Source organism: Pseudomonas sp. YNh (genome assembly GCF_037993085.1).
GTDB lineage: Bacteria > Pseudomonadota > Gammaproteobacteria > Pseudomonadales > Pseudomonadaceae > Aquipseudomonas > Aquipseudomonas putida.
In genome coordinates this window covers 40989-63494 of the sequence record NZ_JBBMRJ010000011.1, presented here as the reverse complement: position 1 = coordinate 63494, position 22506 = coordinate 40989, and the positions used below count along the sequence as shown (strand labels likewise).

The window sequence follows — 22506 nt, the reverse complement described above, 5'->3', positions numbered from 1 at the left end:
TGGCGCCAACTGTATTGAGGAGCGAATTCGTGAAAGCGTGGATCTTGATGGTACTGGCGCTGCTGCTGCCGGCTGCGGCCATGGCCGAGGAAGCCAAGGAAGGGGCGCCCAAGGTCGCCTACATCAGCCTGAGCCCGCCCTTTGTCGGCAACTATGCCCTCGACGGCGGCCCGCGGCTGCGCGTGTACAAGGCCGACGTGGCCCTGCGCGTGACCGGTGACGAAGCGGCCAAGGCGGTAAAGCATCACGAACCTCTGATCCGCAACCAGCTGGTAGCACTGTTCACCCAGCAGACCGTGGACAACATGAGCAACGTCGAGGCCAAGGAACACCTTCGCCAGGAGGCGTTGAAGCAGGTGCAGCAGGTGCTGGAAGCGGAAGAAGGCAAGCCGATCGTCGAAGACCTGCTGTTCAACAACCTGATCGTGCAGTGATCAATGTGGGAGCGGGCGAGCCCGCGAAGCAGGCGGCGCGGTGAATGGCACCGGCTTCGCCGGTGTTCGCGGGCTTGCCCGCTCCCACAGTTGCCGACCATAGATCCTGAGGTATCATGAGGCCAGGCTGCGGCGAAACCGCGCCAGGGCGACGCTGAAAAACACCAGGCCGATCAGCGCCAGCGCCAGGATATCCGGCCAAACCACCGCCCAGCCGGCATCCCGGAACAAGATCGCAGTGCCCAGGCTGACAAAGTGCGTCGACGGTGACCCCTGCATCACCCATTGCAGCCATTGGGGCATGCTGTCCAGGGGTGTGCTGCCGCCAGACAGCAACAGCATCGGGATGATCACCGGGATTGCCAGCAGGCCGAACTGCGGCGTCGAGCGTGCCAGGGTGGCGAGGAAGATGCCCAGCGCGGTACTGGCGAACAGGTACAGCGCGGTCACGGCCAGAAACAGCCCCATCGAGCCGGACAGCGGCACACCCAGCGCGCCTTTCACGACCACCACCAGCGAAACCCACGTGCAGATCACCACCACCAGCGCGTTGCTGCCGATTTTCGCCAGCATGATTTCCAGTGCGGTGAGCGGCAGCACCAGCAGGTGGTCGAGTGTGCCATGCTCACGCTCGCGCAGCAGCGCGGTGCCGGTGAGGATGATCGCCAGGATGGTGATGTTGTTGACGATCTGGATCACCGCCAGGAACCAGCCCCCCTCAAGGTTGGGGTTGAACAGCGCCTTGGGGTTGATCAGCACCGGGCTTTGCACGTTGCCGCGCTGGCTGTAGTCGAGCAGCTCGCGCTCGAAGATGCGGCCGATGTAGCCGGCGCCCATGAACGCCTGGCTCATGGCCGTGGCGTCGACGTTGACCTGCAGCTCCGGCGAGCGCCCGGCCAGCAGGTCGCTCTGGAAGTTCACCGGTACGTTGATCACGAAGGTGTACTCGCCGCTGTCCATGGCCTGGTCCAGGCGTTCTGCGGGCAGCGACACGGCGGGCTGGAACTCGGGCGGTTGCAGGGCCTGGGTCAATTTGCGCGACAGCAGGCTGTGGTCTTCGTCCACTACCGCGACGCTGGCGTTGTGTACGCCGATCACCGAGCCGGCGGCCGGCATGTAGATCGCCACGCTGAAGGCATACAGCAGGAACAGCAGCAGCACGCTGTCATGGCGCAGGCTGGTCAGTTCTTTCAGGCCCAGGCGCAGGGTGTGGTTCAGGCGCGACATGTCAGGCCTCCTGCTTCTTCAACATGGCCAGGCTCAGGCCCGTGAAGGCCGCGAAGAAGCCCAGCAGGATCAGGCACTGCGGCCACAGCTCACGCAGCCCCAGCGCCTTGGTGAAGGTGCCGACCGCGATATCGAGAAAGTAGCCCGCCGGGAACAGCTGGCCCATCACCGCCGCTGCGCCGTCCAGCGACGAGCGTGGCACGATCAGCCCGGAAAACTGGATGGTTGGCAGGCTGGTGATGATCATGGTGCCCAGGATGGCCGCGATCTGGGTGCGGGTGAAGGCCGAGATCAACAGCCCCAGGCTGGTGGTGGCCAGCAGGTAGGCCACGCCACCACAGGCCAGGGCCAGCACGCTGCCCTTGAGCGGCACGGCGAACAGCCAGCGGTTCATGGCCACCAGCAGCGCCAGGTTGATCAGGCTCACGGCCAGGTAAGGCATCTGCTTGCCAAGCAGGAACTCCAGGCGGGTGAGGGGGGTGGCGTAGAAGTTGGTGATGGAGCCGAGCTCTTTCTCGCGGACAATGCCCAGCGCGGTGAGCATGGCCGGGATGAAGGCCAGGATCAGCGCCATCACGCCGGGGCCGATGGCATTCACGCTGACCACGTCCTGGTTGTAACGAAAACGTGTTTCCAGGCGCACCAGCTCCTGACGCGGCTGCGGCTCTGGGCTGGCCTTTGCCAGTTGCTCAAGGTTGGCCTGATGCACGGCTTCCACGTAGTTGCGGCTGGTTTCTGCGCGGAACGGCATGCCGCCGTCGAGCCAGGCCGCCACCACCGGTTGGCGCCCGGCGTACAGGTCGCGGCCAAAGCCGGGCGGAATCTCCAGCGCCAGTTTGATTTCCGAGCGTTGCAAACGCTGGTGCATCTCGCGGTTGTCACGAATCGGCGCCTGTTCGGCAAAATAGCGTGAGCCACGGAAGGCCTCAAGGTAGGCCCGGCTTTGCGGGCTCTGGTCCTGGTCGTGCACGGCGAAGGCAAGGTTTTCTACGTCCAGCGAAATGCCGTAGCCGAAGATCACCATCATGAACAGCGCGCCTGCCAGGGCGAAGGCCAGGCGTACCTTGTCGCGCAGCAGTTCCTTACCCTCACGGCTGGCCACCGCCAGCAGGCGGCGCAGGCTGAAGCCCTGGCGCAGCGGCGGAGCGGGCGTAGCTGCCTGCTCCAGCACGGCGTTGTCCGCGGCTGGCGGCGCGAGCTCCTGGGCCTGCTCCAGGCAACGCACGAACGCGTCCTCCAAAGTGTCCCCGTGGTACTGGCGCTGGAGGGCATCGGGGGTGTCGCAGGCCAGTACCCGCCCGGCATGCATCAACGAGATGCGGTCGCAGCGCTGGGCTTCGTTCATGAAGTGGGTGGAGAGGAAAATGGTCACGCCCTGTTCGCGTGACAATTGCACCAGCAGGCGCCAGAAGTCGTCGCGAGCGGCTGGATCGACGCCGGAGGTCGGTTCATCGAGAATCAACACTTCCGGGCGATGCAGCACCGCCACCGCCAATGACAGGCGCTGGCGCAGGCCAAGGGGCAGGGCGCCGGACGGTTGGTCGGCAATAGCGGCGAGGTCGAAGCGCTCGATCAGCTCATCGATGCGTTGGGCGCTCTCGGCTTTGGGCAGGTCGAACAGGCGGGCATGCAAGGCCAGGTTCTGCCGGGTGCTGAGCTCGCCATACAGCGAGAAACTCTGCGACATGAACCCGACCCGCTTGCGCGTGCCCAGGTCACTGGCGTCCACCGGGCGGCCGAGCAGGCTGGCGCTGCCCTCGCTGGCCGGCATCAGCCCGGTGAGCACTTTCATGGTGGTGGTCTTGCCGCAGCCGTTGGAGCCGAGGAAGCCGAAGATCTCGCCACGGCCAATGGCGAAACTGACCTTGTTCACCGCCGTGAAGTCGCCAAAGCGCAGTGTCAGGTCGTGGGCCTCGATGGCGACCGGGCTGTCCGTGGCCGGGCGCGGCGGGATGCGCAAGGGTTGCTGCTGCGCCTTGCCCTCGCCCTGGTAGTGGGTGAAGGCGTCGTCCAGCTTGCCGCTGGGGGTGACCGCAGCCAAGTCGTGGCTGGGGCCGGCGGCCAGCAGGCGGCCGCCATCGAGCATCAGGCAATGCTCGAATTGTTCGGCCTCTTCCATGTAGGCGGTCGCCACCAGCAGTGTCAGCTGCGGGCGCTGTGCGCGAACCTGTTCGACCAGCTCCCAGAAGCGCCGCCGCGACAGCGGGTCGACGCCGGTCGTGGGTTCGTCGAGAATCAGCAGGTCTGGCTCGTGGATCAGCGCGCAGCACAGCCCCAGCTTCTGCTTCATTCCACCCGACAGCTTGCCGGCCGGGCGCTCGGCAAAGCGTTGCAGGTCGGTGGCCTGCAGCAGATTGGCCATGCGCTGTTCGCACTCGCGGCGGCCCAGGCCGAACAGGGTGGCGAAAAAGCGGATGTTCTCGCTGATCGACAGCTCCGGGTACAGGTTATTGCCCAGCCCCTGCGGCATGAACGCCACTTTTGGGTACAGCGCCGCGCGATGACGGCGCTGGCGGATCGAGCCACCCAGCACCTGCAGCTCGCCCTGTTGCAGCCGTTTAACGCCGGCGATCAACCCCAGCAAGGTCGATTTGCCGGCGCCGTCAGGGCCGATCAGCGCGCAGCGGGTGCCAGCAGGCAGGCTGAAGCCGAGGGTGTGCAGGGCCACCAGGCCGCCGTAGCGGTGGCCGATGCCCTCGGCCAGCAGTGCCGGGGCGTTCATTGCAGGTTGGCCGGCCAGTCCACCTCAGCCGTGCGCACATACCCGGCGCCTGGCATACCCGGTTTGGCCTGCGGCACTGCGCCGGGGTCGGTCAGGCGAAGCTTGACGCGGAACACCAGCTTTTGCCGCTCGTCGCGGGTTTCGACCTGCTTGGGGGTGAACTGGGCCTTGGCTGCGACAAAGGCCACTTTGGCCGGCAAGGCGCGCTCGGGCAGGGCGTCGAGCACGATGCGCGCCTGGTCGCCTACGGTCAGCGTGCCGCTGGTGGAAGCCGGCAGGTACAGGTTCATGTACTGGTCGCTGGGGTCGATCAGCATCAGCACGCGGCCGCCGGCACCCAGCACTTCACCGGGCTCGGCCAGGCGCAGCTGGATAATGCCGTTGATGGGCGCACGCAGGCTGCTGTCGTCGATTTCGCTGGTGAGCTGGGCCACCTGGGCTTCGGCTGCGCCGATGGCGGCTTTGATCGCTGCCAGCTGGGCGCGGGCGGCGACCACGGCGGCGTTGGCGGTGTCAAAGCGTGCCTGTTGCTGGTCGAGCAGTTGCTGGCTGGCGTATTTGCGCTGGAAGATTTCGCGCACGCGCTTGAGGTCCTGGCTGGCCAGCAACAGTTCGCTCTGGCGCAGCTGTACGCTGGCCTGGGCCGCGGCGTAGTTTTCCCGCGCGCGCAGCACTTCGGCTTCGGCCTGGGTGCGCTGGGCTTCCATGGTGCGGGTGTCAATGCGCGCCAGTAGCTGGCCGCGGGTGACCTTGTCGCCTTCGTCGACCAGCACTTCGGCCAAGCGGCCGGGGATCTTGCTGGCGATCTGCACTTCGGTGGCTTCGAGGCGGCCGTTGCCCATGCTCAGGCCTTCGGGCAGCTGGTCGTGGAGCGACTTCCAGTACCCCAGCCCTGCGGCTGCAGCGAGCAGGGCGATCAGCGCGGTGGCGAAGATTCTGGGGGCGTATCGGTTCATCGATCTGCATCCTTGCGGTTTTGCACACCACATCATGGCGCGGGGCCATTCGTGGCGTGTTGATATCGGTCAAACCCTTGACCTTAGCCACTGTTTCAACACAACGCGACAATCACCGCCCATTGTTCGGGTGTCACCGGCATCACCGACAGGCGGCTGCCTTTCTGCACCAGCGGCAGCTCGGCCAGGCCGGACTGCTGTTTCAGCCTGCCCAGTTCCAGCACCCGTGGCAGAGTTTGCACATGGGCCACATCCACCGCACTCCACGGGTTCTTGTCGGCCGTGGCCTTGGCATCGTAGTAGTGGCTTTGTGGGTCCAGCGCGGTGGGGTCGGGGTACGCCGCGCGTGTGATTCTGGCAATACCGGCGATGCCCGGTTGCGGGCAGCTGGAGTGATAGAAGAAAAATTCGTCACCCACATTCATGGCCCGCAGGAAATTACGCGCCTGATAGTTGCGCACGCCGTCCCAGCGCGCTTCGCCAAGGCGGCCGAGGCCTTCGATGGAGAGTTCGTCGGGCTCGGATTTCATCAGCCAATAGGCCATGGATGCTGCTCCTGAAAAGGTTTGAAATAACCTGTTGCACGAAACCGACAGCCGGTTGGCGTCAAGGTTTGCGTGCGGACGCAGGTTGTCGGAAAATGCGCCCCGTTTAAAGCGCGATGCGCTGGCGATACCCAGAAAATCGCCAAGCACTGAACAGTTTGCCTGGGGGGCAATCTTCAATGAATCAACGCAAAAAGCCGGATCTGCTGTGGATCCTGGTGTTCATTTTTGGCCTGGGTGTGGTCACTACCGGTTATGCGCAGGGTTTGTGGGAGCGCAAGCTGGACAGCGCCTACCAGATGCCGGTCGACGCCAGCCAGCCACAACGTTGATGCCCCCGCTGGCGCCGCTCAACGCGGTGCCAGGTACCAGCCACGGTCCGAGACCGTCCCCTGCAGTGGTACATCCCAGCTGGCCTGCGCCAGCCGCTCGACCTTCTGGCATTCGTGCGCCAGCCCCAGCAGCAATGGTTTTTTCCAGGTTTGCCGACGCGCCTGGTAGGCCAGGCTGCGATCATAAAAGCCGCCGCCCATTCCCAGACGCCCGCCCACTTCGTCAAAACCGACCAGCGGTAGCAGGATCAGGTCCAGCGCCCAGACCGGTCGCTGCCGCTTGCGGTCGGTCACCGGCTCTGGAATACGGAAGCGGTTGGGCTTGAGCTTTTCGCCCTGCTCGAACCGCTGGAATACCATGCGCGTGCGCGGCCAGGCGTGCAGCACCGGCAGGTAGGTACGCTTGCCGCGACGCTGGGCTTCGCGCAGCAGCAGGCAAGGGTCGATTTCGCCGTCGTTGGGCAGGTACAAGGCAATGTGGCGGGCGCGGCGGAACAATGGGTGTTGCGCCAGCTGGCGGTACAGGCCGAGGGTGGCCTTGCGTTGCTGGGCAGGGGTAAGGGCGCGGCGGGCATTGCGAAGCAGGCGACGGAGCTGGGGGCGGGTGAGCGGCGCGGTGTCGGTCATGGCACGGGCGATCCCAGATGTACTGGCCGGCACTGGACGGTGGGCCAAAACGAATTGCCCGCCTGAAGGGGCGGGCAAAAAAATTCAGGCTCCCCGATCAGACCGCTGTCGGTGTAGCCCTTGAACCCGAAAGTTCAAGGTGGAGATTGCAGGGGGCGTTAAGGCTTTCCGTCGGGCGGACATGCACACCGGCCCCAGCGTGCAACCCCCGTGGTTGTGCGTATCGGCTCAGGGACATAACCGACTGGCGCATCCACCAGGGAGTGGCGCCAGTATACCAATCTCAGCCGATTTTGGTATCCGTGTCGTCGGACAAAGCCTTGTCTACCCGATCCAGCAGGTCACGCACCTGTTCGCGGTTGGCGCCGCTGGCCGGGGCTTCGGCGCGATCTTCCTGGCGATGCAGCATTTCGTGGGTAATGTTCAATGCCGCCATGACCGCGATGCGGTCGGCGCCAATCACCTTGCCGCTGCTGCGGATCTCGCGCATCTTGCCGTCCAGGTAGCGCGCGGCGCTGACCAGGTTGTTGCGCTCTTCCGGCGGGCAGATGATCGAGTATTCCTTGTCGAGGATCTGCACGGTGACGCTATTGCTTGAACTCATGAGTCTTGCTCCAGAGCCTTGAGGCGTAAGATCATCGACTCGACCTTGCGCTTGGCGATCTCGTTCTTTTCGATGAGGTGGGCGCGCTCTTCGCGCCAGGATTTTTCCTGAGCTACTAGGAGTGCATTTTGCCGTTTTAGTTGCTCGACGCGTTCGATCAGCAACTCGAATCGGCTCATCAGTGCCTGAAGGTCGTTCTCTTGCGTGGGTTGCACTCGATTCGCTCCGTCGTTGAGTCACCTGGCGATGATGCCTCTCCCTGGGCGGCGACGGCCAGTGCCGATGGTCTTGGCGCGCCTGCCGGTGCTAGGATACAAGGTCTCCATTCTAGTCATTGCGCCGTCTGGCGCCTAGCTGCCCATGCCCAATACCCAATCGCCTTACATCGCCTTCGCCATGCTGCTCTCGAGCAATGGTCATCCTGTCACCCCGGCCGAACTGCACGGCCTGCTGGTCGGCCGCAGCTGCGCCGGCGCCGGCTTCGACGCCGATGCCTGGCTGGCCGATGCCGCCCAGTTGCTGGAAAACGAGCCGGGTGACACCGTGCGCAACGCCCTGATCGGCCTGCAGGAAATGGTCAAGGGCGAGCTGACCAGCGACGACATGGCCATCGTCCTGTTGCTGCCTTCCGACGACGCCGCCCTGAGCGACCGCGCCACCGCGCTGGGCCAGTGGTGCCAAGGCTTCATTACCGGTTTCGGCCTGAATGCCGGCGGCAAGGACTTGTCTGACGAAGCCAAGGATGTGCTGCAGGACCTGGTGGCCATTTCCCAGGTACAGGAAGCCCTCGAAGAGTCCGAAGACGGCGAGAGCGACTACATGGAAGTCATGGAGTACCTGCGCGTGGCACCTCTGCTGCTGTTCTCCGAGCTGGCCAAGCCGGCCGCACCCGCGCCCAAGCCATCGCTGCACTGATCAACCGGGGGTAGTCTGCCCATGAGCCACATTCCCAAGGGCGAGTATGCCCGTCGGCGCAAGGCGCTGATGGCGCAGATGGTCCCCAACAGCATCGCCATCCTGCCCGCCGCCGCTGTTGCCATCCGCAACCGCGACGTCGAGCACGTGTATCGACAGGACAGCGACTTCCAGTACCTCAGCGGCTTTCCGGAGCCTGAGGCGGTCATTGCGCTGATCCCGGGGCGTGAACATGGCGAGTACGTACTGTTTTGCCGTGAGCGCAACCCGGAGCGCGAACTGTGGGACGGGCTACGGGCCGGCCAGGAAGGCGCGGTGCGCGATTTCGGCGCCGACGACGCCTTCCCCATCACCGATATCGACGAGATCCTGCCGGGCCTGATCGAAGGCCGCGAGCGGGTGTACAGCGCCATGGGCAGCAACCCCGAGTTCGATCGGCGGCTGATGGACTGGATCAACGTGATCCGCTCCAAGGCCCGCCTGGGCGCGCAGCCGCCGAACGAGTTCGTTGCGCTGGATCATCTGCTGCACGACATGCGCCTGTATAAATCGGCAGCGGAAGTGAAGGTGATGCGTGCCGCCGCAGCCATCTCGGCGCGGGCACATGTGCGGGCCATGCAGGCCTGCCGGGCCGGGCTGCACGAATACAGCCTGGAAGCCGAACTGGACTACGAGTTCCGCAAGGGCGGCGCGAAGATGCCGGCCTACGGCTCGATTGTCGCGGCCGGGCGCAATGGCTGCATCCTGCACTATCAGCAGAATGACGCCCCGCTCAAGGATGGCGACCTGGTGCTGATCGACGCCGGTTGCGAAATCGACTGCTACGCCAGCGACATCACCCGCACCTTCCCGGTCAGCGGGCGCTTTTCCCCCGAGCAGAAGGCCATCTACGAGCTTGTGCTCAAGGCCCAGGCCGCGGCGTTTGCCGAAATCGCCCCAGGCAAGCACTGGAACCACGCCCACGAGGCGACCGTGAAGGTCATTACCGAAGGCCTGGTCGAGCTTGGCCTGCTTTCGGGCGAGGTGCAGGCGCTGATCGACAGCGAGGCCTATCGCGCCTTCTACATGCACCGTGCCGGGCATTGGCTGGGCATGGATGTGCACGACGTGGGCGAGTACAAGGTGGGCGGCGAGTGGCGGGTGCTGGAGCCCGGCATGGCGCTGACCGTCGAGCCGGGCATCTACATAGGCGCCGACAATCAGGCCGTGGCCAGGAAATGGCGCGGCATTGGCGTAAGGATCGAGGACGACGTGGTGGTGACCAGGCAAGGTTGTGAAATCCTGACTTCGGGCGTGCCGCGCACGGTTGCCGAGATCGAGGCGCTGATGCAGGCCGCCCGCAAGGACGCGGCATGAACCGCGTGAACCTGGCGATCATTGGCGGTGGCCTGGTGGGCGCAAGCCTGGCCTTGACCCTGCAGGCCGGGGCCAAGGCGCGCGGCTGGAAGATCTTGCTGATCGAGCCGTTCGCCCCCGGCGACAGCTTCCAGCCCAGCTACGATGCGCGCTCTTCGGCGTTGTCGTTCGGCACCCAGCAGATCTACCAGCAGCATGGCCTGTGGCAGGCTATCGGCCGCCGTGCCGAGCCGATTCGGCAAATTCACGTGTCCGACCGTGGCCGTTTCGGCGCCACCCGCCTGGATGCCCAGGAAGAGGGTGTGCCGGCGCTGGGCTACGTGGTGGAAAATGCCTGGCTTGGCCAGTGCCTGTGGCAAGGGCTGGACAGCGACGTGGTGAGCTGGCGCTGCCCGGCGGAAGTGACCTCGATGGAGGCGATCGAAGGCGGTTACCGCCTGGGGTTGAATGACGACACCCAGCTGGAATGCGACCTGGCGGTACTGGCCGACGGTGGCCGTTCCGGCCTGCGCGAGCAGTTGGGGATTCACGTGCGTCACACGCCCTACCAGCAGAGCGCGTTGATTGCCAACATCACCCCGGGTGAAGCCCACGGCGGCCAGGCGTTCGAGCGCTTCACCGAAGAAGGCCCCATGGCCCTGCTGCCGTTGCCGGAAAACCGCTGTGCGCTGGTGTGGACCCGCCAGGGCATGGATGCGCGGCGCCTTGCCGACATCGATGAGCGCAGTTTCCTGCGCGAACTGCAAGGCGTGTTTGGCTATCGCCTGGGCGCGTTGCGCCAGGTCGGGGCACGGCACCTTTACCCCTTGTCGCTGATCGAGGCCCAGGAGCAGGTGCGGCCGCACCTGGTGGTCCTGGGTAATGCCGCGCACAGCCTGCACCCTATTGCCGGCCAGGGCTTCAACCTGTCGCTGCGCGATGTGCAGTCGCTGGCCGATGCATTGCTGGCCGGCCCGCAGCAGCCTGGCGACCTGGCCACGCTGCAGGCTTACGCCAAGCGCCAGCGTCTGGACCAGGCCATGACCATCGGCTTTTCCGACCAGGTCACCCGGTTGTTCGGCAGCAACCAGCCCTTGCTGGCCGCCGGGCGTAACCTGGGGCTGCTCGGGCTCGACTTGCTGCCGCCGGCCAAAAGCTGGTTCGCCCGCCAGGCCATGGGCCTGGGCACCCGCCCCGATCCGCGGGGGCAGGCATGAGCAACTCGCGTAAACTGGCACGTCGTGCGCGTATGTTGCGCTGGATGCTGAACCTCTACCCGCCGTACCTGGGGGCGGGCATCCGCGTGCAATCCATCAGCCCCGACCTGCGCAGCGTCAAGGTGGCGATGAAGCTGACCCGCTGGAACCGCAACTATGTCGGTACCCAGTTTGGCGGCAGCCTGTATTCGATGGTCGACCCTTTCTACATGCTGCTGCTGATCGAGCAGTTGGGCCGCGACTACATCGTCTGGGACAAGGCCGCCAGCATCGACTTCATCTCGCCGGGCAAAGGCCCGGTGTATGCCGAGTTCCACGTCGATGACGCGCTGCTGGACGACATCCGCCAGCAGACCGCCACCGGCAAGAAGTGCCTGCCGCGATTGCAGGTCGATATCCGCGATGGCGCCGGCGAGCTGGTGGCGCGGGTCGATAAAACCCTATACGTGCGGCTCAAGCCGCAAGCGAGGCTGGCGTAAGGCATGGAAATGCGCGCAGATCTGTTGATTGTCGGTGCCGGTATGGTCGGCAGTGCACTGGCCCTGGCGTTGCGCCACAGTGGCTTGCAAATCCTCTTGCTCGATGGCGGCCCGCTGACGGTCAAGCCCTTCGATGCCCAGGCGCCCTTCGAACCGCGTGTCAGCGCGTTGTCGGCGGCCAGCCAGCGCATCCTCGAGCGCCTCGGCGCGTGGGACGGCATCGCCCAGCGGCGTGCTACGCCATATTCCGACATGCATGTGTGGGATGGCAGCGGCACCGGGCAGATTCACTTCTCGGCCGCCAGCGTGCATGCCCAGGTGCTTGGCCATATCGTCGAGAACCGGGTGGTGCAGGATGGCCTGCTGGAGCGCCTGCACGACAGCGACATCGGCCTGCTGCCCAATGCGCGGCTGGAGCAGTTGCGTCGCTCGGGGGACGAGTGGTTGCTGACCCTGGCGGATGGCCGGCAACTGCGTGCTCCACTGGTGATCGCCGCCGACGGCGCCAACTCGGCGGTGCGGCGCCTGGCCGGTTGCGAAACCCGCGAATGGGATTACCTGCACCATGCCATCGTCACCAGCGTGCGCTGCAGTGCCGGGCACCAGGGCACGGCCTGGCAGCGCTTCACCGATGAGGGGCCTTTGGCGTTTCTGCCGTTGACCCGCGATGGCCAGCAAGATTGGTGCTCGATCGTGTGGTCGACCACTCCGGAGCACGCCGAGCAGTTGATGGCACTGGATGAAGCCGCCTTCCTGCAGGCCCTGGAGCGGGCCTTCGAGGGGCGCCTGGGTGACGTGCTGCAGGCCGACCCGCGGGTGTGCGTGCCGCTGCGCCAGCGCCACGCCAAACGCTATGTGGACGAGGGCCTGGCCTTGATCGGCGATGCTGCGCACACCATCCACCCGCTGGCGGGGCAGGGCGTCAACCTGGGCTTCCTGGATGCTGCGGTACTGGCCGAGGTGCTGGTCAATGCCTGCGAGCGTGGCGAGCGGCTGGCAGATGTGAAGGTGTTGAGCCGTTACGAGCGGCGGCGCATGCCGCACAACCTGGCGCTGATGGCGGCCATGGAGGGCTTTGAGCGGTTGTTCCAGGCCAACCCGCTGCCGTTGCGCTGGTTGCGTAACAGCGGGTTGAAACTGGTGGAGCAGATGCCGGAGGCCAAGGCGCTGTTTGTGCGCCAGGCGTTGGGTTTGAGTGGTGATCTGCCGGATCTGGCCAAAGCCTGAAGGCTGCTCCTGCAATGGGCGGTGCATGCTCTGCAACATCCGGTAACTGCTAGGTAGATGAGCCAGAAAATGGGATTCACTACCATTCGCACCTCTCAAACGATCCGAGGAGTGCTTCCCATGTTGCCACGCAAGCCCCTACTGGCCGCCCTGGCCCTGACCCTGTTCGGCGGCACCGCCCAAGCGGCGGACGAAGTGGTGGTGTACTCCTCGCGCATCGACGAGCTGATCAAGCCGGTGTTCGATGCCTATACCGCCAAGACCGGGGTCAAGATCAAGTTCATCACCGACAAGGAAGCCCCGCTGATGCAACGCATCAAGGCCGAGGGCGACAACGGCGTGGCCGACCTGCTGTTGACCGTCGATGCCGGCAACCTGTGGCAAGCCGAGCAGATGGGCATCCTGCAGCCGATCAAGTCCGACATCATCGACCAGAACATTCCGCCGCAGTACCGCGCCTCGTCCCACGACTGGACCGGCCTGAGCCTGCGCGCCCGCACCATCATCTACTCCACAGAGCGGGTCAAACCCGAGGAGTTGAGCACCTACGAAGCCCTGGCCGACAAACAGTGGGAAGGCCGCCTGTGCCTGCGCACGGCGAAGAAGGTGTACAACCAGTCGCTCACCGCCACCCTGATCGAGACCCATGGCGAGGCGAAGACCGAGCAGATCGTCAAAGGCTGGGTCAACAACCTGTCCACCGATGTGTTCTCCGACGACAACGCGGTGATCCAGGCCATCGAGGCCGGCCAGTGTGACGTGGGCGTGGTCAACACCTATTACTACGGCCGCCTGCACAAGCAGAACCCGAGCCTGCCGGTGAAGATCTTCTGGCCCAACCAGGGGGACCGTGGCGTGCACGTCAACCTGTCGGGTATTGGCCTGACCAAGCACGCGCCACACCCGGAAGCGGCGAAAAAGCTGGTGGAATGGATGACGGGCGAAGACGCGCAAAAGCTGTTCGCCGACATCAACCAGGAGTTCCCGGCCAACCCGAAGGTGAAGCCTTCCGAGGAAGTGGCAGCATGGGGCAGCTTCAAGGCTGACAGCATTCCGGTTGAAATTGCCGGCAAGCGCCAGGCCGAAGCCATTCGCTTGATGGATCGCGCTGGCTACAACTAAGCGCCAGGCCGTATCCTTCCGGGGCCTGCAAGGGCCTCTTCGCGGGCATGCCCGCTCCCACAGGATCTGCACTGCCTTTGAGGGTTGTGCGGCCCTCTGTGGGAGCGGGCATGCCCGCGAACGACCGCAAAGCGGTCGCACATCAGCCACAGAGACATAGAACTTGCCCCACACCCCCCAACGCCGCTGGTACCTTCCGGTCTCCCTGATCGCCGCCCTGGTGCTGCTGCCCCTGAGCGTCCTGCTGTTGTCCTGGCAGTCGATCGATACGCAGATCTGGTCGCACCTGCTCGACACCCAGATGAGCCGCCTGTTGGGCAATACCCTGACGCTTGTGGTGGGCGTAGGTATCGGCGTCACCGTGCTAGGCGTGAGCCTCGCCTGGCTCACCAGCCTCTGCGAGTTCCCAGGCCGGCGCTGGCTGGACTGGGCGCTGATGCTGCCGTTCGCCATCCCTGCCTATGTGCTGGCGTTTGTATTCGTCGGCCTGCTGGACTTCGCCGGCCCGGTGCAAAGCGCCCTGCGTGAGGTGTTCGGGCCGATGCGCCTGCCGCGGGTGCGCTCCACCGGCGGGGTGATCATCGTGCTGGTGCTGGTGTTCTACCCCTACGTCTACCTGCTGGCGCGCACGGCCTTCCTGGCCCAGGGCAAAGGCCTGATGGAAGCGGCGCGCGTCCTCGGGCTATCGCCCCTGCAAGCGTTCTGGCGCGTGGCCCTGCCCATGGCGCGGCCAGCGATCGGTGCCGGCATCGCCCTGGCCTTGATGGAAACCCTGGCCGACTTCGGCGCGGTGGCCGTGTTCAATTTCGACACTTTCACCACCGCCATCTACAAGACCTGGTACGGCTTCTTCAGCCTGTCCAGCGCCGCCCAGCTGGCCAGCCTGTTGCTGCTTGCAGTGATGCTGGTGCTGTTTGGCGAGCGCCGTGCCCGGGGCGCCAGCCGCAGCGGCAACGAGCGGCCGCGGGCGCAGGCGTTGTACCACCTGCGTGGGATGAAGGCGTTGCTGGCCAGTGGCTGGTGCCTGCTGGTGTTTGCTTGCGCCTTCGTCATCCCGCTGCTGCAGCTGCTGGCGTGGTTCTGGCAACGCGGCCGGCATGACCTGGACGAGCGCTATATCGGTCTGGTGTTGCACACCTTGTACCTGGGCAGCATGGCGGCACTGGTCACGGTGAGCGTGGCGCTGTTGCTGGCCTTTGCCCGGCGGCAGGCGCCGACTGGGGGTATCCGCGCCGGGGTCGGCCTGGCCAATCTGGGCTATGCCTTGCCCGGCTCGGTGCTGGCAGTGTCGATCATGCTGGCCTTCAGTTACCTCGATAACCACTTGGTCATCCCGCTGTCCAGCTGGTTGGGCGGGGCAGGCAAGCCGCTGCTGCTGGGCAGCCTTGCGGCATTGCTGTTGGCCTATCTGGTGCGTTTCATCGCCGTGGCCTACGGGCCGCTGGAAAGCAGCCTGGAGCGTATCCGCCCGTCACTGCCCGAGGCCTCCCGTAGCCTCGGCGTGAGTGGGCCCAGATTGTTTTTCAAGGTGTATCTGCCGCTTCTGGTGCCCGGTGCCCTCAGCGCCGCCCTGCTGGTGTTCGTCGATGTGCTCAAGGAGATGCCGGCCACCTTGCTGATGCGACCGTTCGGCTGGGACACCTTGGCGGTACGGGTGTTCGAGATGACCAGCGAGGGCGAATGGGCACGTGCCTCGCTGCCAGCATTGACGCTGGTACTGGTGGGCCTGCTGCCGGTCATCGGCCTGATCCGCCGTTCGGCACATCGACCAGGTCACAATCACTGAGGGTGCCAGCCTGCGTCCTTGCGGCTACAATGCGCGGCATTCGCGCGGTGGGTCCTACAAGAAGAGCTGACGATCAAACGTCATCGACCGCCGCCGCTTCGCCACGCCCGGAAGGAGAAACCCATGGGACAGCGCACGCTTTTGTATGACCTGCACCTGGCGCTTGGCGCCAAAACGGTCGATTTCGGTGGCTGGGACATGCCCCTGCACTATGGCTCGCAGGTTGAGGAGCACCACCAGGTGCGCAGCGATTGCGGGGTTTTCGATGTGTCCCACATGACCGTGGTCGATGTCGATGGCAGCGACGCAACTGCCTGGCTGCAGCGTTTGCTGGCCAACGACGTGGCCCGCCTCGAAGAAACCGGCAAGGCGCTATACAGCCCGCTGCTCCATGAGGAGGGCGGGGTGATCGACGACTTGATCGTCTATCGCACGGAAAACGGCTACCGCCTGGTCACCAACGCCGCCACCCGGGCCAGAGTGCTCGATTGGCTGCAACAGCAGCGGGCCGGTTTTACCGTGGGCTTCCAGGTCCGCCCCGATCTTGCCATTCTCGCCATCCAGGGCCCGCGTGCCCGTGAAAAGGTGGCAGCCCTGCTCAGCCCCACGCGCGCAGCACTGATTCGCGAACTGCGCCCGTTCGAAGGCGTTGCCGAGGGCGACTGGTTTATTGCCCGCACCGGGTATACCGGAGAAGACGGCCTGGAGATCATCTTCCCGGGCGATCAGGCGGTGGCATTCTTCAACGACCTGGTCGGCGCCGGCATCGCCCCAAGTGGCCTCGGCGCCCGCGACACCCTGCGCCTGGAAGCCGGCATGAACCTGTACGGCCAGGATATCGACGAAGCCCACACCCCGCTGACCTCCAACCTGGGCTGGAGCATCGCCTGGGAGCCGGCCGAGCGGGACTTCATCGGCCGCGCCGGCCTGCTGGCAGAAATCGAACAGGGTGTGCAGGAAAAACTGGTCGGCCTGGTGCTGGAAGAGCGCGGCGTGCTGCGTGCCCACCAGGTGGTGCGTGTGGCCGGGATTGGCGAAGGGGAGATCACCAGTGGTAGTTTCTCACCTACGCTGAGCAAGTCCATTGCCCTTGCGCGCGTACCCATGGCTACCGGTGACCGGGCCGAGGTGGAAATCCGCGGCAAATGGTACCCGGTGCGGGTGGTCAAACCGACCTTCGTGCGCCACGGCAAGATCCTGATCTGAACATTTTTTAACCGGCGGGCGTACCGCTGAGCCAATCGAGGAATTCAAGACATGAGCAATATCCCCGCCGACCTGCGTTTTGCCGAAAGCCACGAGTGGGCTCGCCTGGAAGCCGACGGTAGTGTGACCGTGGGTATCAGCGACCACGCCCAGCAAGCCCTGGGTGATGTGGTGTTCGTCGAGTTGGCTGAAGTCGGCAAGGTATTCGCCGCTGGCGATGCGGCCGGTGTGGTCGAGTCGGTCAAGGCCGCTTCGGACATCTACGCCCCGATCGGTGGCGAAGTGATCGCAGTCAACGAAGAGCTGGCCGACAGCCCGGAGCAGCTCAACGAAGAACCTTACGGCGCGTGGATCTTCAAACTGAAGCCAAGCAACCCGGCCGAGCTGGACAAGCTGCTGGATGCTGCTGGCTACAAGGCCGCTATCGGCGAGTAAGACCGCGTCGCCTGCTTCGCGGGCGCGCCCGCTCCCACAGGGATAGCGCCCGCCGCTGGCCTTTGATCAACCTGTGGGAGCGGGCATGCCCGCGAAGAGGCCGGTACTGACCAAGCAAGTTTCCCCGCAGAATCGGCAATCCCTTCCTAGACTTGTAAGTCTCCATGAGACCTGGTCTAGGAAGAGAGCGTCGTCATGTCCCAGTCGCCATCCCTGCATCAACTGCAAGAGCTCAACCCTTTCCTGCGTCGCCACCTGGGCCCCGATGCCGCAGAGCAGCAGGCCATGCTCAACGTGTTGGGTGTTGCCAGCCGCAACGAGCTGATCGAGCAGACCGTACCGCCAGACATCCGCCTCAATCGCCCCCTCGACCTGCCAGCGGCGCTGGACGAACAGGCCGCCCTGGCCAAGCTCGCCGGGTACGCCGAGCAGAGCCAGGTCTGGACCAGCCTCATCGGCATGGGCTACCACGGCACCATCACCCCCACTGTCATCCTGCGTAACGTGCTGGAAAACCCCGGCTGGTACACCGCCTATACGCCGTATCAACCCGAAATCGCCCAAGGCCGGCTGGAGGCGTTGCTGAACTTCCAGCAAATGGTCATCGACCTCACCGGGCTGGCGCTGGCCAATGCCTCGCTGCTCGATGAAGCCACCGCCGCCGCCGAGGCCATGGCCTTGGCCAAGCGGATGGCGCGCAACAAGAGCAACGGCTTCTTTGCCGACCAGCATTGCCACCCGCAGACACTGTCGGTGCTGAAGACCCGCGCCGAGGGCTTTGGCTTCGAACTGATCGTCGACGCTGTGGATAACCTTGGCAAACACGCGGTGTTCGGCGCGTTGCTGCAGTACCCCGATACCCACGGCGAGGTGCGCGACCTGCGCCCGCTGATCGACCATCTGCACAGCCAGCAGGCGCTGGCCTGCGTGGCTGCCGACCTGCTCAGCCTGGTGGTGCTGGCGCCCCCCGGCGAGCTGGGCGCCGATGTGGTGCTGGGCTCGACCCAGCGCTTCGGCGTGCCGATGGGCTACGGTGGCCCCCACGCGGCCTACTTCGCCTGCCGCGACGACTACAAGCGTGCCATGCCGGGGCGCATCATTGGCGTGTCTCGCGATGCCCGTGGCAACACGGCGCTGCGCATGGCCCTGCAAACCCGCGAGCAGCATATCCGCCGCGAGAAGGCCAACTCCAACATCTGCACGGCCCAGGTGTTGTTGGCCAACATTGCCGGCTTCTACGCGGTGTATCACGGCCCTGAAGGCCTGCAGCGCATCGCCCAGCGTGTGCACCGGCTGACCTTCATCCTGGCGGCTGGCCTGGAAGCCAAAGGCATCCAGCGGCTCAACCAGCATTTCTTCGACACCCTCACCCTGGATGTAGGCGGTGCCCAGGCGGCCATTATCGAAAGCGCTGAAGCCGCGCACATCAACTTGCGCATTCTTGGCCGGGGGCACCTGGGCGTGAGCCTGGACGAAACCTGTAACGAGCACACGGTGTTGCGCCTGCTCGACATCTTTCTCGGTGTGGACCACGGCCTGGAGATCGCTGCCCTCGATCAGTTGGCCCTGCCCGAAGGCATTCCTGCCGGCCTGGTGCGGCGCACGCCGTTTCTCGCTCACCCGGTGTTCAACCTGCACCACAGCGAAACCGAGATGCTGCGCTACCTCAAGCAGTTGGAGAACAAGGACCTGGCCCTGAACCAGTCGATGATCCCGCTGGGTTCGTGCACCATGAAGCTCAACGCCACCAGTGAGATGATCCCCATCACCTGGCCCGGCTTTGCCCAGATGCACCCCTTTGCCCCGGCGGCCCAGGCCACGGGTTACAAGGCGATGATCGATGAACTCGAGCGCTGGCTGTGCGCGATTACCGGCTTCGACGCCATCTGCATGCAGCCCAACTCCGGTGCCCAGGGCGAGTACGCAGGCCTGATGGCCATTACTCGCTACCATCGCAGCCGCCACCAGCCACAGCGCACGCTGTGCCTGATCCCGTCGTCGGCCCACGGCACCAACCCGGCGTCGGCGCAAATGGCGGGCATGGAGGTGGTGATCGTGGATTGCGACGCGCACGGCAACGTCGACCTGGCCGACCTCAAGGCCAAGGCCCACGCGGCCGGGGAGCGCCTGTCATGCCTGATGGTCACGTACCCGTCCACCCACGGGGTGTACGAAGAGGGTATTCGCGAAATTTGCGAAGTGGTCCATCAGCACGGCGGCCAGGTGTACATGGATGGCGCCAACCTCAATGCCCAGGTGGGCCTGACGCGTCCGGCCGACATTGGTGCTGATGTCTCGCACATGAACCTGCACAAGACTTTCTGCATTCCCCACGGCGGGGGTGGCCCAGGCATGGGTCCGATCGGTATCCGCGCGCACTTGACGCCGTTTGTAGCCAGCCACCCCGTGGTACCGGTGCCCGGCCTGGACCCGAACAACAGCGCGGTCAGCGCTGCGCCCTGGGGTAGCGCAAGCATCTTGCCGATCAGCTGGATGTACATTGCCATGATGGGGCCGCAGTTGGCCGATGCCAGCGAGGTGGCGATCCTTTCGGCCAACTACCTGGCCAGCCAGCTGGGCGGCGCCTTCCCGGTGCTCTACCGCGGGCGCAACCAGCGGGTGGCGCATGAATGCATCCTGGACCTGCGGCCGTTGAAGGCACTGACTGGCATCAGTGAGGAGGACGTAGCCAAGCGCCTGATGGACTATGGCTTCCACGCCCCGACCATGTCGTTCCCGGTGCCGGGTACGCTGATGGTAGAGCCAACCGAAAGTGAGTCGAAAGCCGAGCTGGACCGGTTCGTCGAGGCGATGCTGGCGATTCGTGCGGAGATTGGCGAGGTGCAGGAGGGCAACTGGCCGGCGGAGAACAATCCGCTCAAGCACGCGCCGCATACCTTGGCCGATGTGCTGGGGGTGTGGGACCGACCCTACAGCCTGGAGCAGGCGGTGGCGCCCAGTGCTCACGTGCGCCAGCACAAGTACTGGCCGGCGGTGAACCGGGTGGACAACGTGTATGGGGACAGGAACCTGTTCTGCGCGTGTGTGCCGGTGGAGGCTTACCGCTGAGATTGGTGCTGGGTTTTTCGCGGGCCTGCCCGCTCCCACAGGAATTGCACAAGATTCAGCCTTGTGCAGTCCCTGTGGGAGCGGCAGGCCCGCGAAGCAGGCGACGCGGTTACTCGGCTACCGCATTCTTGGCCAGGATGGCATTGGCCAGCTCCATGTCGGAAGCCTGCATCCCTGGGTGCTCTGCCCGCGCCTGGCGCATGGCCGCTTCCAGGAACGGCCCGCGGATCGCGCCTTCGCTGGCGACGAAGCTGCTAGCGTCATCCTGTGCGGCCACAACCAGTTTGTGATCTCGCGAGGTCAGGTAGCTCGATGCCGTGGTTGCACCGGAAGTCATCACGTTACGCCAGAAGGTATCGGCCATGGCCGAGCCAATGGGCAGCGAAAGCAAGGCAGCGGCAGCGATGGCGGTTTTGAGACGCATGTTGAAACACCTCGAAGGGTGAGGGTTGAAGATGCGCGGTTGGATCTTTCCGGGCAAGGCAAGTTCCTTGAATACAAAGGACTTTTCGTCAGCTGCAGACGCGCAGCACTTCCTCGGCACGGGTCTGCCCGCAAGCCACTTTGGCCTCGCCGCAACGGCGCAGGTCAACCAGGCCATCGTCCAGTGCCTGTTGCCGCAAACGGGTAAGGTCGGCGTTCGGGCCAATCAATGCACGCAGGCTTTCGCTGGGCTGCAGCAGCTCGAACAGGCCCGTACGCCCATGAAAACCGGTGCCACGGCAGGTCAGGCAACTGGCTGATGGATTCGCCACACAGTCTGGGCACACAGTACGCACCAGTCGCTGGGCCATGACCCCGACCAGCGTGGCCTTGATCAGGTAGTCGGCCACACCCAGCTCTTGCAGGCGGGTGATTGCAGCGCAGGCGTCGTTGGTATGCAGGGTCGACAGTACCAGGTGCCCGGTCAGGGCCGCCTGCACCGCCACCAGCGCCGTTTCGCGGTCGCGGATCTCGCCGATCATGATGATGTCAGGGTCCTGGCGCAGCATGGCCCGCACGGCGCTGGCAAAACCCAGGTCTAGCGCGGGCTGTACCTGCAGCTGGTTGAAGGCCGGTTCCAGGCGCTCGATAGGGTCTTCGATGGTGCACAGGTTGACCTGCGGTGTGGCCAGCAGCTTGAGGCTGGCGTACAGCGTGCTGGTCTTGCCGGAACCGGTGGGGCCAGTGACCAGGATGATGCCCTGGCGCTGGCGCAGCAGGCCTTGCCACTGGGCCAGTTGTGGCCCCTGCAGACCGAGGCGCTCGAAGCCCTCGTGCAGTTGGTGCGGGTCGAACAGGCGCAGTACCAGCTTTTCGCCGAACGGGGTCGGCAGGGTCGACAGCCTTAGCTCCACTTCGCCGCCACCTGGTAGCCGGCTTTGCAGGCGGCCGTCCTGCGGGCGGCGCTTTTCTGCAACGTCCAGGCGGCCCAGGTGTTTCAGGCGGCTGACCAGCGCCAGGGTGACCCCGGCGGGGAAGGCATAGACGGTGTGCAGCAGGCCATCGATGCGGTAGCGCAACTGGCCCTGTGCGCGTCGGGGTTCCAGGTGGATATCGCTGGCGCGCTGATCAATGGCGTACTGCAGCAGCCAGTCGACGATATGCACGATGTGCGCGTCGTCGGCGCTGGCCTCGGCCTGGCGCTTGCCTAGCTCCAGCCACTGTTCGAGTTCGCCCAGGCTGGTCGATTGCTGGTGCTGCGCGCCCTTTACCGACTGGGCCAGGCGGTGAAACGACTGCCCTGACTGGCGAATCTGCAACGGGTTGGCCAGCACGCGGCGGATCGGGCGACCCAGGCTGCGGGCCAGGTCAGCCTGCCAGTCGTTCTGGTAAGGCTGGGCGCTGGCCACGGTGATGCCGGAAGGGTCGTCGGCGACGATCAGGATACCGTGGCGCTGGGCGAAAGCGGGGGATACCAGGCCGGCGACCTGGGGCAGGTCGAGTTGCATGGGGTCGATACGCAGGTAGGGCTGGCCGACCTTGTTGGCCAGCCATTGGCAGAGGCTGTCCAAGTCCAGCAGTTGGCCGGGTTGTCGGCGGTCTTTCAGGCAGCAGGCGGCAACTTGTTCCAAGGGGTGGGCGGTGGGGTGTGCGGCGGCGTGTTCGAGCACTTGCAGGGTGTCGGTGGCGTGCAGGTACTGGTCGGCGAGCAGCGCCTGTAGCACGTGCTTCAGGTCGAGTTCCAGGTTGTCGGGGGTGTGCATGGTGGCGTCCGTGCCTGATGGGGAGTGCTGATCAGGCTAGTCGGATGGGTGAGATCTACCGAAACTGAAGGGTTTCGGAATT

21 protein-coding genes and 1 other RNA gene are annotated in these 22506 nt (G+C 65.0%); 12 read left to right on the top strand and 10 right to left on the bottom strand.

Features of this window, described 5'->3' with window-relative positions:
* Nucleotides 1-29 precede the first annotated feature (29 nt).
* Entirely contained in the window at nt 30-434 is a 405-nt protein-coding gene (locus WF331_RS13710; RefSeq protein WP_016489751.1) for a flagellar basal body-associated protein FliL, read from the top strand.
* 114 nt (nt 435-548) lie between these two features.
* Here the strand turns inward: WF331_RS13710 and WF331_RS13705 are convergent, their stop codons facing one another.
* From WF331_RS13705 to WF331_RS13690, 4 genes are all read right to left on the bottom strand, one after another.
* Nucleotides 549-1661 carry an ABC transporter permease gene (locus tag WF331_RS13705; protein ID WP_016502169.1) on the bottom strand — a complete coding sequence of 371 codons (1113 nt, stop codon included), beginning with the start codon at nt 1659-1661 and terminating at the stop codon, nt 549-551.
* Between the two features lies 1 nt (nt 1662).
* Nucleotides 1663-4383: a ribosome-associated ATPase/putative transporter RbbA gene (gene rbbA, locus WF331_RS13700; RefSeq protein WP_284359122.1), complete on the bottom strand. Its 2721-nt coding sequence runs from the start codon at nt 4381-4383 to the stop codon at nt 1663-1665.
* Nucleotides 4380-5339, bottom strand: coding sequence for an HlyD family secretion protein (locus tag WF331_RS13695; protein WP_059394518.1), 960 nt, complete (start codon nt 5337-5339; stop codon nt 4380-4382). The genes rbbA and WF331_RS13695 overlap by 4 nt, the downstream gene beginning before the upstream one ends.
* A gap of 95 nt (nt 5340-5434) precedes the next feature.
* On the bottom strand, nt 5435-5884 hold the full coding sequence (locus tag WF331_RS13690) for an EVE domain-containing protein (protein ID WP_016502166.1): 450 nt from the start codon (nt 5882-5884) through the stop codon (nt 5435-5437).
* Between the two features lie 179 nt (nt 5885-6063).
* Between WF331_RS13690 and WF331_RS13685 the strand changes: the two genes are divergently transcribed.
* Entirely contained in the window at nt 6064-6216 is a 153-nt protein-coding gene (locus tag WF331_RS13685) for a hypothetical protein (protein ID WP_016489747.1), read from the top strand.
* An 18-nt stretch (nt 6217-6234) separates the two neighbouring features.
* On the opposite strand, the gene WF331_RS13680 is transcribed toward WF331_RS13685, so the two are convergent.
* The 4 genes from WF331_RS13680 to WF331_RS13665 form a co-directional block, all read right to left on the bottom strand.
* Nucleotides 6235-6843 (bottom strand): 5-formyltetrahydrofolate cyclo-ligase, encoded by a 609-nt coding sequence (locus WF331_RS13680; protein ID WP_016502165.1) that lies wholly within the window; start codon nt 6841-6843, stop codon nt 6235-6237.
* An 86-nt stretch (nt 6844-6929) separates the two neighbouring features.
* Nucleotides 6930-7109: non-coding RNA, 6S RNA (ssrS, locus tag WF331_RS13675), on the bottom strand.
* Between the two features lie 17 nt (nt 7110-7126).
* On the bottom strand, nt 7127-7447 hold the full coding sequence (locus tag WF331_RS13670; protein ID WP_049278290.1) for a cell division protein ZapA: 321 nt from the start codon (nt 7445-7447) through the stop codon (nt 7127-7129).
* On the bottom strand, nt 7444-7626 hold the full coding sequence (locus WF331_RS13665) for a TIGR02449 family protein (protein ID WP_029886233.1): 183 nt from the start codon (nt 7624-7626) through the stop codon (nt 7444-7446). The genes WF331_RS13670 and WF331_RS13665 overlap by 4 nt, the downstream gene beginning before the upstream one ends.
* A gap of 181 nt (nt 7627-7807) precedes the next feature.
* On the opposite strand from WF331_RS13665, the gene WF331_RS13660 reads away from it, so the two are divergent.
* The 10 genes from WF331_RS13660 (at nt 7808) to gcvP (ending at nt 20238) form a co-directional block, all read left to right on the top strand.
* Complete coding sequence (locus tag WF331_RS13660) at nt 7808-8362, top strand: YecA/YgfB family protein (protein WP_016502163.1); 555 nt, start codon at nt 7808-7810, stop codon at nt 8360-8362.
* A gap of 21 nt (nt 8363-8383) precedes the next feature.
* Nucleotides 8384-9718 carry a Xaa-Pro aminopeptidase gene (gene pepP / locus WF331_RS13655; protein WP_016502162.1) on the top strand — a complete coding sequence of 445 codons (1335 nt, stop codon included), beginning with the start codon at nt 8384-8386 and terminating at the stop codon, nt 9716-9718.
* Nucleotides 9715-10914, top strand: a complete 1200-nt coding sequence (gene ubiH, locus WF331_RS13650) for a 2-octaprenyl-6-methoxyphenyl hydroxylase (protein WP_016502161.1) — start codon at nt 9715-9717, stop codon at nt 10912-10914. Before pepP ends, ubiH begins: the two co-directional genes overlap by 4 nt.
* Nucleotides 10911-11393 carry a DUF4442 domain-containing protein gene (locus WF331_RS13645; protein ID WP_016502160.1) on the top strand — a complete coding sequence of 161 codons (483 nt, stop codon included), beginning with the start codon at nt 10911-10913 and terminating at the stop codon, nt 11391-11393. The genes ubiH and WF331_RS13645 overlap by 4 nt, the downstream gene beginning before the upstream one ends.
* Before the next feature lie 9 nt (nt 11394-11402).
* The gene (locus WF331_RS13640; RefSeq protein WP_162838454.1) at nt 11403-12620 is read left to right on the top strand and encodes a 2-octaprenyl-3-methyl-6-methoxy-1,4-benzoquinol hydroxylase; all 1218 of its coding nucleotides are present in this window, start codon (nt 11403-11405) and stop codon (nt 12618-12620) included.
* 120 nt (nt 12621-12740) lie between these two features.
* Nucleotides 12741-13742 (top strand): extracellular solute-binding protein, encoded by a 1002-nt coding sequence (locus WF331_RS13635; protein WP_016502158.1) that lies wholly within the window; start codon nt 12741-12743, stop codon nt 13740-13742.
* A gap of 163 nt (nt 13743-13905) precedes the next feature.
* Nucleotides 13906-15528: an ABC transporter permease gene (locus tag WF331_RS13630; RefSeq protein ID WP_340622998.1), complete on the top strand. Its 1623-nt coding sequence runs from the start codon at nt 13906-13908 to the stop codon at nt 15526-15528.
* Nucleotides 15529-15651: 123 nt separating this feature from the next.
* Complete coding sequence (gene gcvT / locus WF331_RS13625; protein ID WP_016502156.1) at nt 15652-16734, top strand: glycine cleavage system aminomethyltransferase GcvT; 1083 nt, start codon at nt 15652-15654, stop codon at nt 16732-16734.
* Nucleotides 16735-16785: 51 nt separating this feature from the next.
* Nucleotides 16786-17169 (top strand): glycine cleavage system protein GcvH, encoded by a 384-nt coding sequence (gene gcvH / locus WF331_RS13620; protein ID WP_016502155.1) that lies wholly within the window; start codon nt 16786-16788, stop codon nt 17167-17169.
* A gap of 195 nt (nt 17170-17364) precedes the next feature.
* Nucleotides 17365-20238 (top strand): aminomethyl-transferring glycine dehydrogenase, encoded by a 2874-nt coding sequence (gene gcvP / locus WF331_RS13615; protein WP_340622997.1) that lies wholly within the window; start codon nt 17365-17367, stop codon nt 20236-20238.
* Nucleotides 20239-20347: 109 nt separating this feature from the next.
* Here the strand turns inward: gcvP and WF331_RS13610 are convergent, their stop codons facing one another.
* Both WF331_RS13610 and WF331_RS13605 read right to left on the bottom strand, forming a co-directional pair.
* Nucleotides 20348-20662 (bottom strand): DUF2388 domain-containing protein, encoded by a 315-nt coding sequence (locus WF331_RS13610; RefSeq protein ID WP_016502153.1) that lies wholly within the window; start codon nt 20660-20662, stop codon nt 20348-20350.
* 88 nt (nt 20663-20750) lie between these two features.
* Complete coding sequence (locus WF331_RS13605; protein ID WP_284359111.1) at nt 20751-22424, bottom strand: GspE/PulE family protein; 1674 nt, start codon at nt 22422-22424, stop codon at nt 20751-20753.
* Between the last annotated feature and the right edge of the window lie 82 nt (nt 22425-22506).

Excerpts from the sequence above, each read along its gene's own strand:
- gcvT (WP_016502156.1), top strand. The coding sequence starts at position 15,652 with ATGGGACAGCGCACGCTTTTGTATGACCTGCACCTGGCGCTTGGCGCC.
- WF331_RS13680 (WP_016502165.1), bottom strand. The coding sequence starts at position 6,843 with ATGACCGACACCGCGCCGCTCACCCGCCCCCAGCTCCGTCGCCTGCTT.
- WF331_RS13660 (WP_016502163.1), top strand. The coding sequence starts at position 7,808 with ATGCCCAATACCCAATCGCCTTACATCGCCTTCGCCATGCTGCTCTCG.
- WF331_RS13640 (WP_162838454.1), top strand. The coding sequence starts at position 11,403 with ATGCGCGCAGATCTGTTGATTGTCGGTGCCGGTATGGTCGGCAGTGCA.
- gcvH (WP_016502155.1), top strand. The coding sequence starts at position 16,786 with ATGAGCAATATCCCCGCCGACCTGCGTTTTGCCGAAAGCCACGAGTGG.
- rbbA (WP_284359122.1), bottom strand. The coding sequence starts at position 4,383 with ATGAACGCCCCGGCACTGCTGGCCGAGGGCATCGGCCACCGCTACGGC.
- WF331_RS13610 (WP_016502153.1), bottom strand. The coding sequence starts at position 20,662 with ATGCGTCTCAAAACCGCCATCGCTGCCGCTGCCTTGCTTTCGCTGCCC.
- ubiH (WP_016502161.1), top strand. The coding sequence starts at position 9,715 with ATGAACCGCGTGAACCTGGCGATCATTGGCGGTGGCCTGGTGGGCGCA.
- WF331_RS13605 (WP_284359111.1), bottom strand. The coding sequence starts at position 22,424 with ATGCACACCCCCGACAACCTGGAACTCGACCTGAAGCACGTGCTACAG.
- WF331_RS13635 (WP_016502158.1), top strand. The coding sequence starts at position 12,741 with ATGTTGCCACGCAAGCCCCTACTGGCCGCCCTGGCCCTGACCCTGTTC.
- WF331_RS13665 (WP_029886233.1), bottom strand. The coding sequence starts at position 7,626 with ATGAGCCGATTCGAGTTGCTGATCGAACGCGTCGAGCAACTAAAACGG.
- WF331_RS13685 (WP_016489747.1), top strand. The coding sequence starts at position 6,064 with ATGAATCAACGCAAAAAGCCGGATCTGCTGTGGATCCTGGTGTTCATT.
- WF331_RS13690 (WP_016502166.1), bottom strand. The coding sequence starts at position 5,884 with ATGGCCTATTGGCTGATGAAATCCGAGCCCGACGAACTCTCCATCGAA.
- WF331_RS13645 (WP_016502160.1), top strand. The coding sequence starts at position 10,911 with ATGAGCAACTCGCGTAAACTGGCACGTCGTGCGCGTATGTTGCGCTGG.
- WF331_RS13670 (WP_049278290.1), bottom strand. The coding sequence starts at position 7,447 with ATGAGTTCAAGCAATAGCGTCACCGTGCAGATCCTCGACAAGGAATAC.
- pepP (WP_016502162.1), top strand. The coding sequence starts at position 8,384 with ATGAGCCACATTCCCAAGGGCGAGTATGCCCGTCGGCGCAAGGCGCTG.
- WF331_RS13695 (WP_059394518.1), bottom strand. The coding sequence starts at position 5,339 with ATGAACCGATACGCCCCCAGAATCTTCGCCACCGCGCTGATCGCCCTG.
- gcvP (WP_340622997.1), top strand. The coding sequence starts at position 17,365 with ATGTCCCAGTCGCCATCCCTGCATCAACTGCAAGAGCTCAACCCTTTC.
- WF331_RS13705 (WP_016502169.1), bottom strand. The coding sequence starts at position 1,661 with ATGTCGCGCCTGAACCACACCCTGCGCCTGGGCCTGAAAGAACTGACC.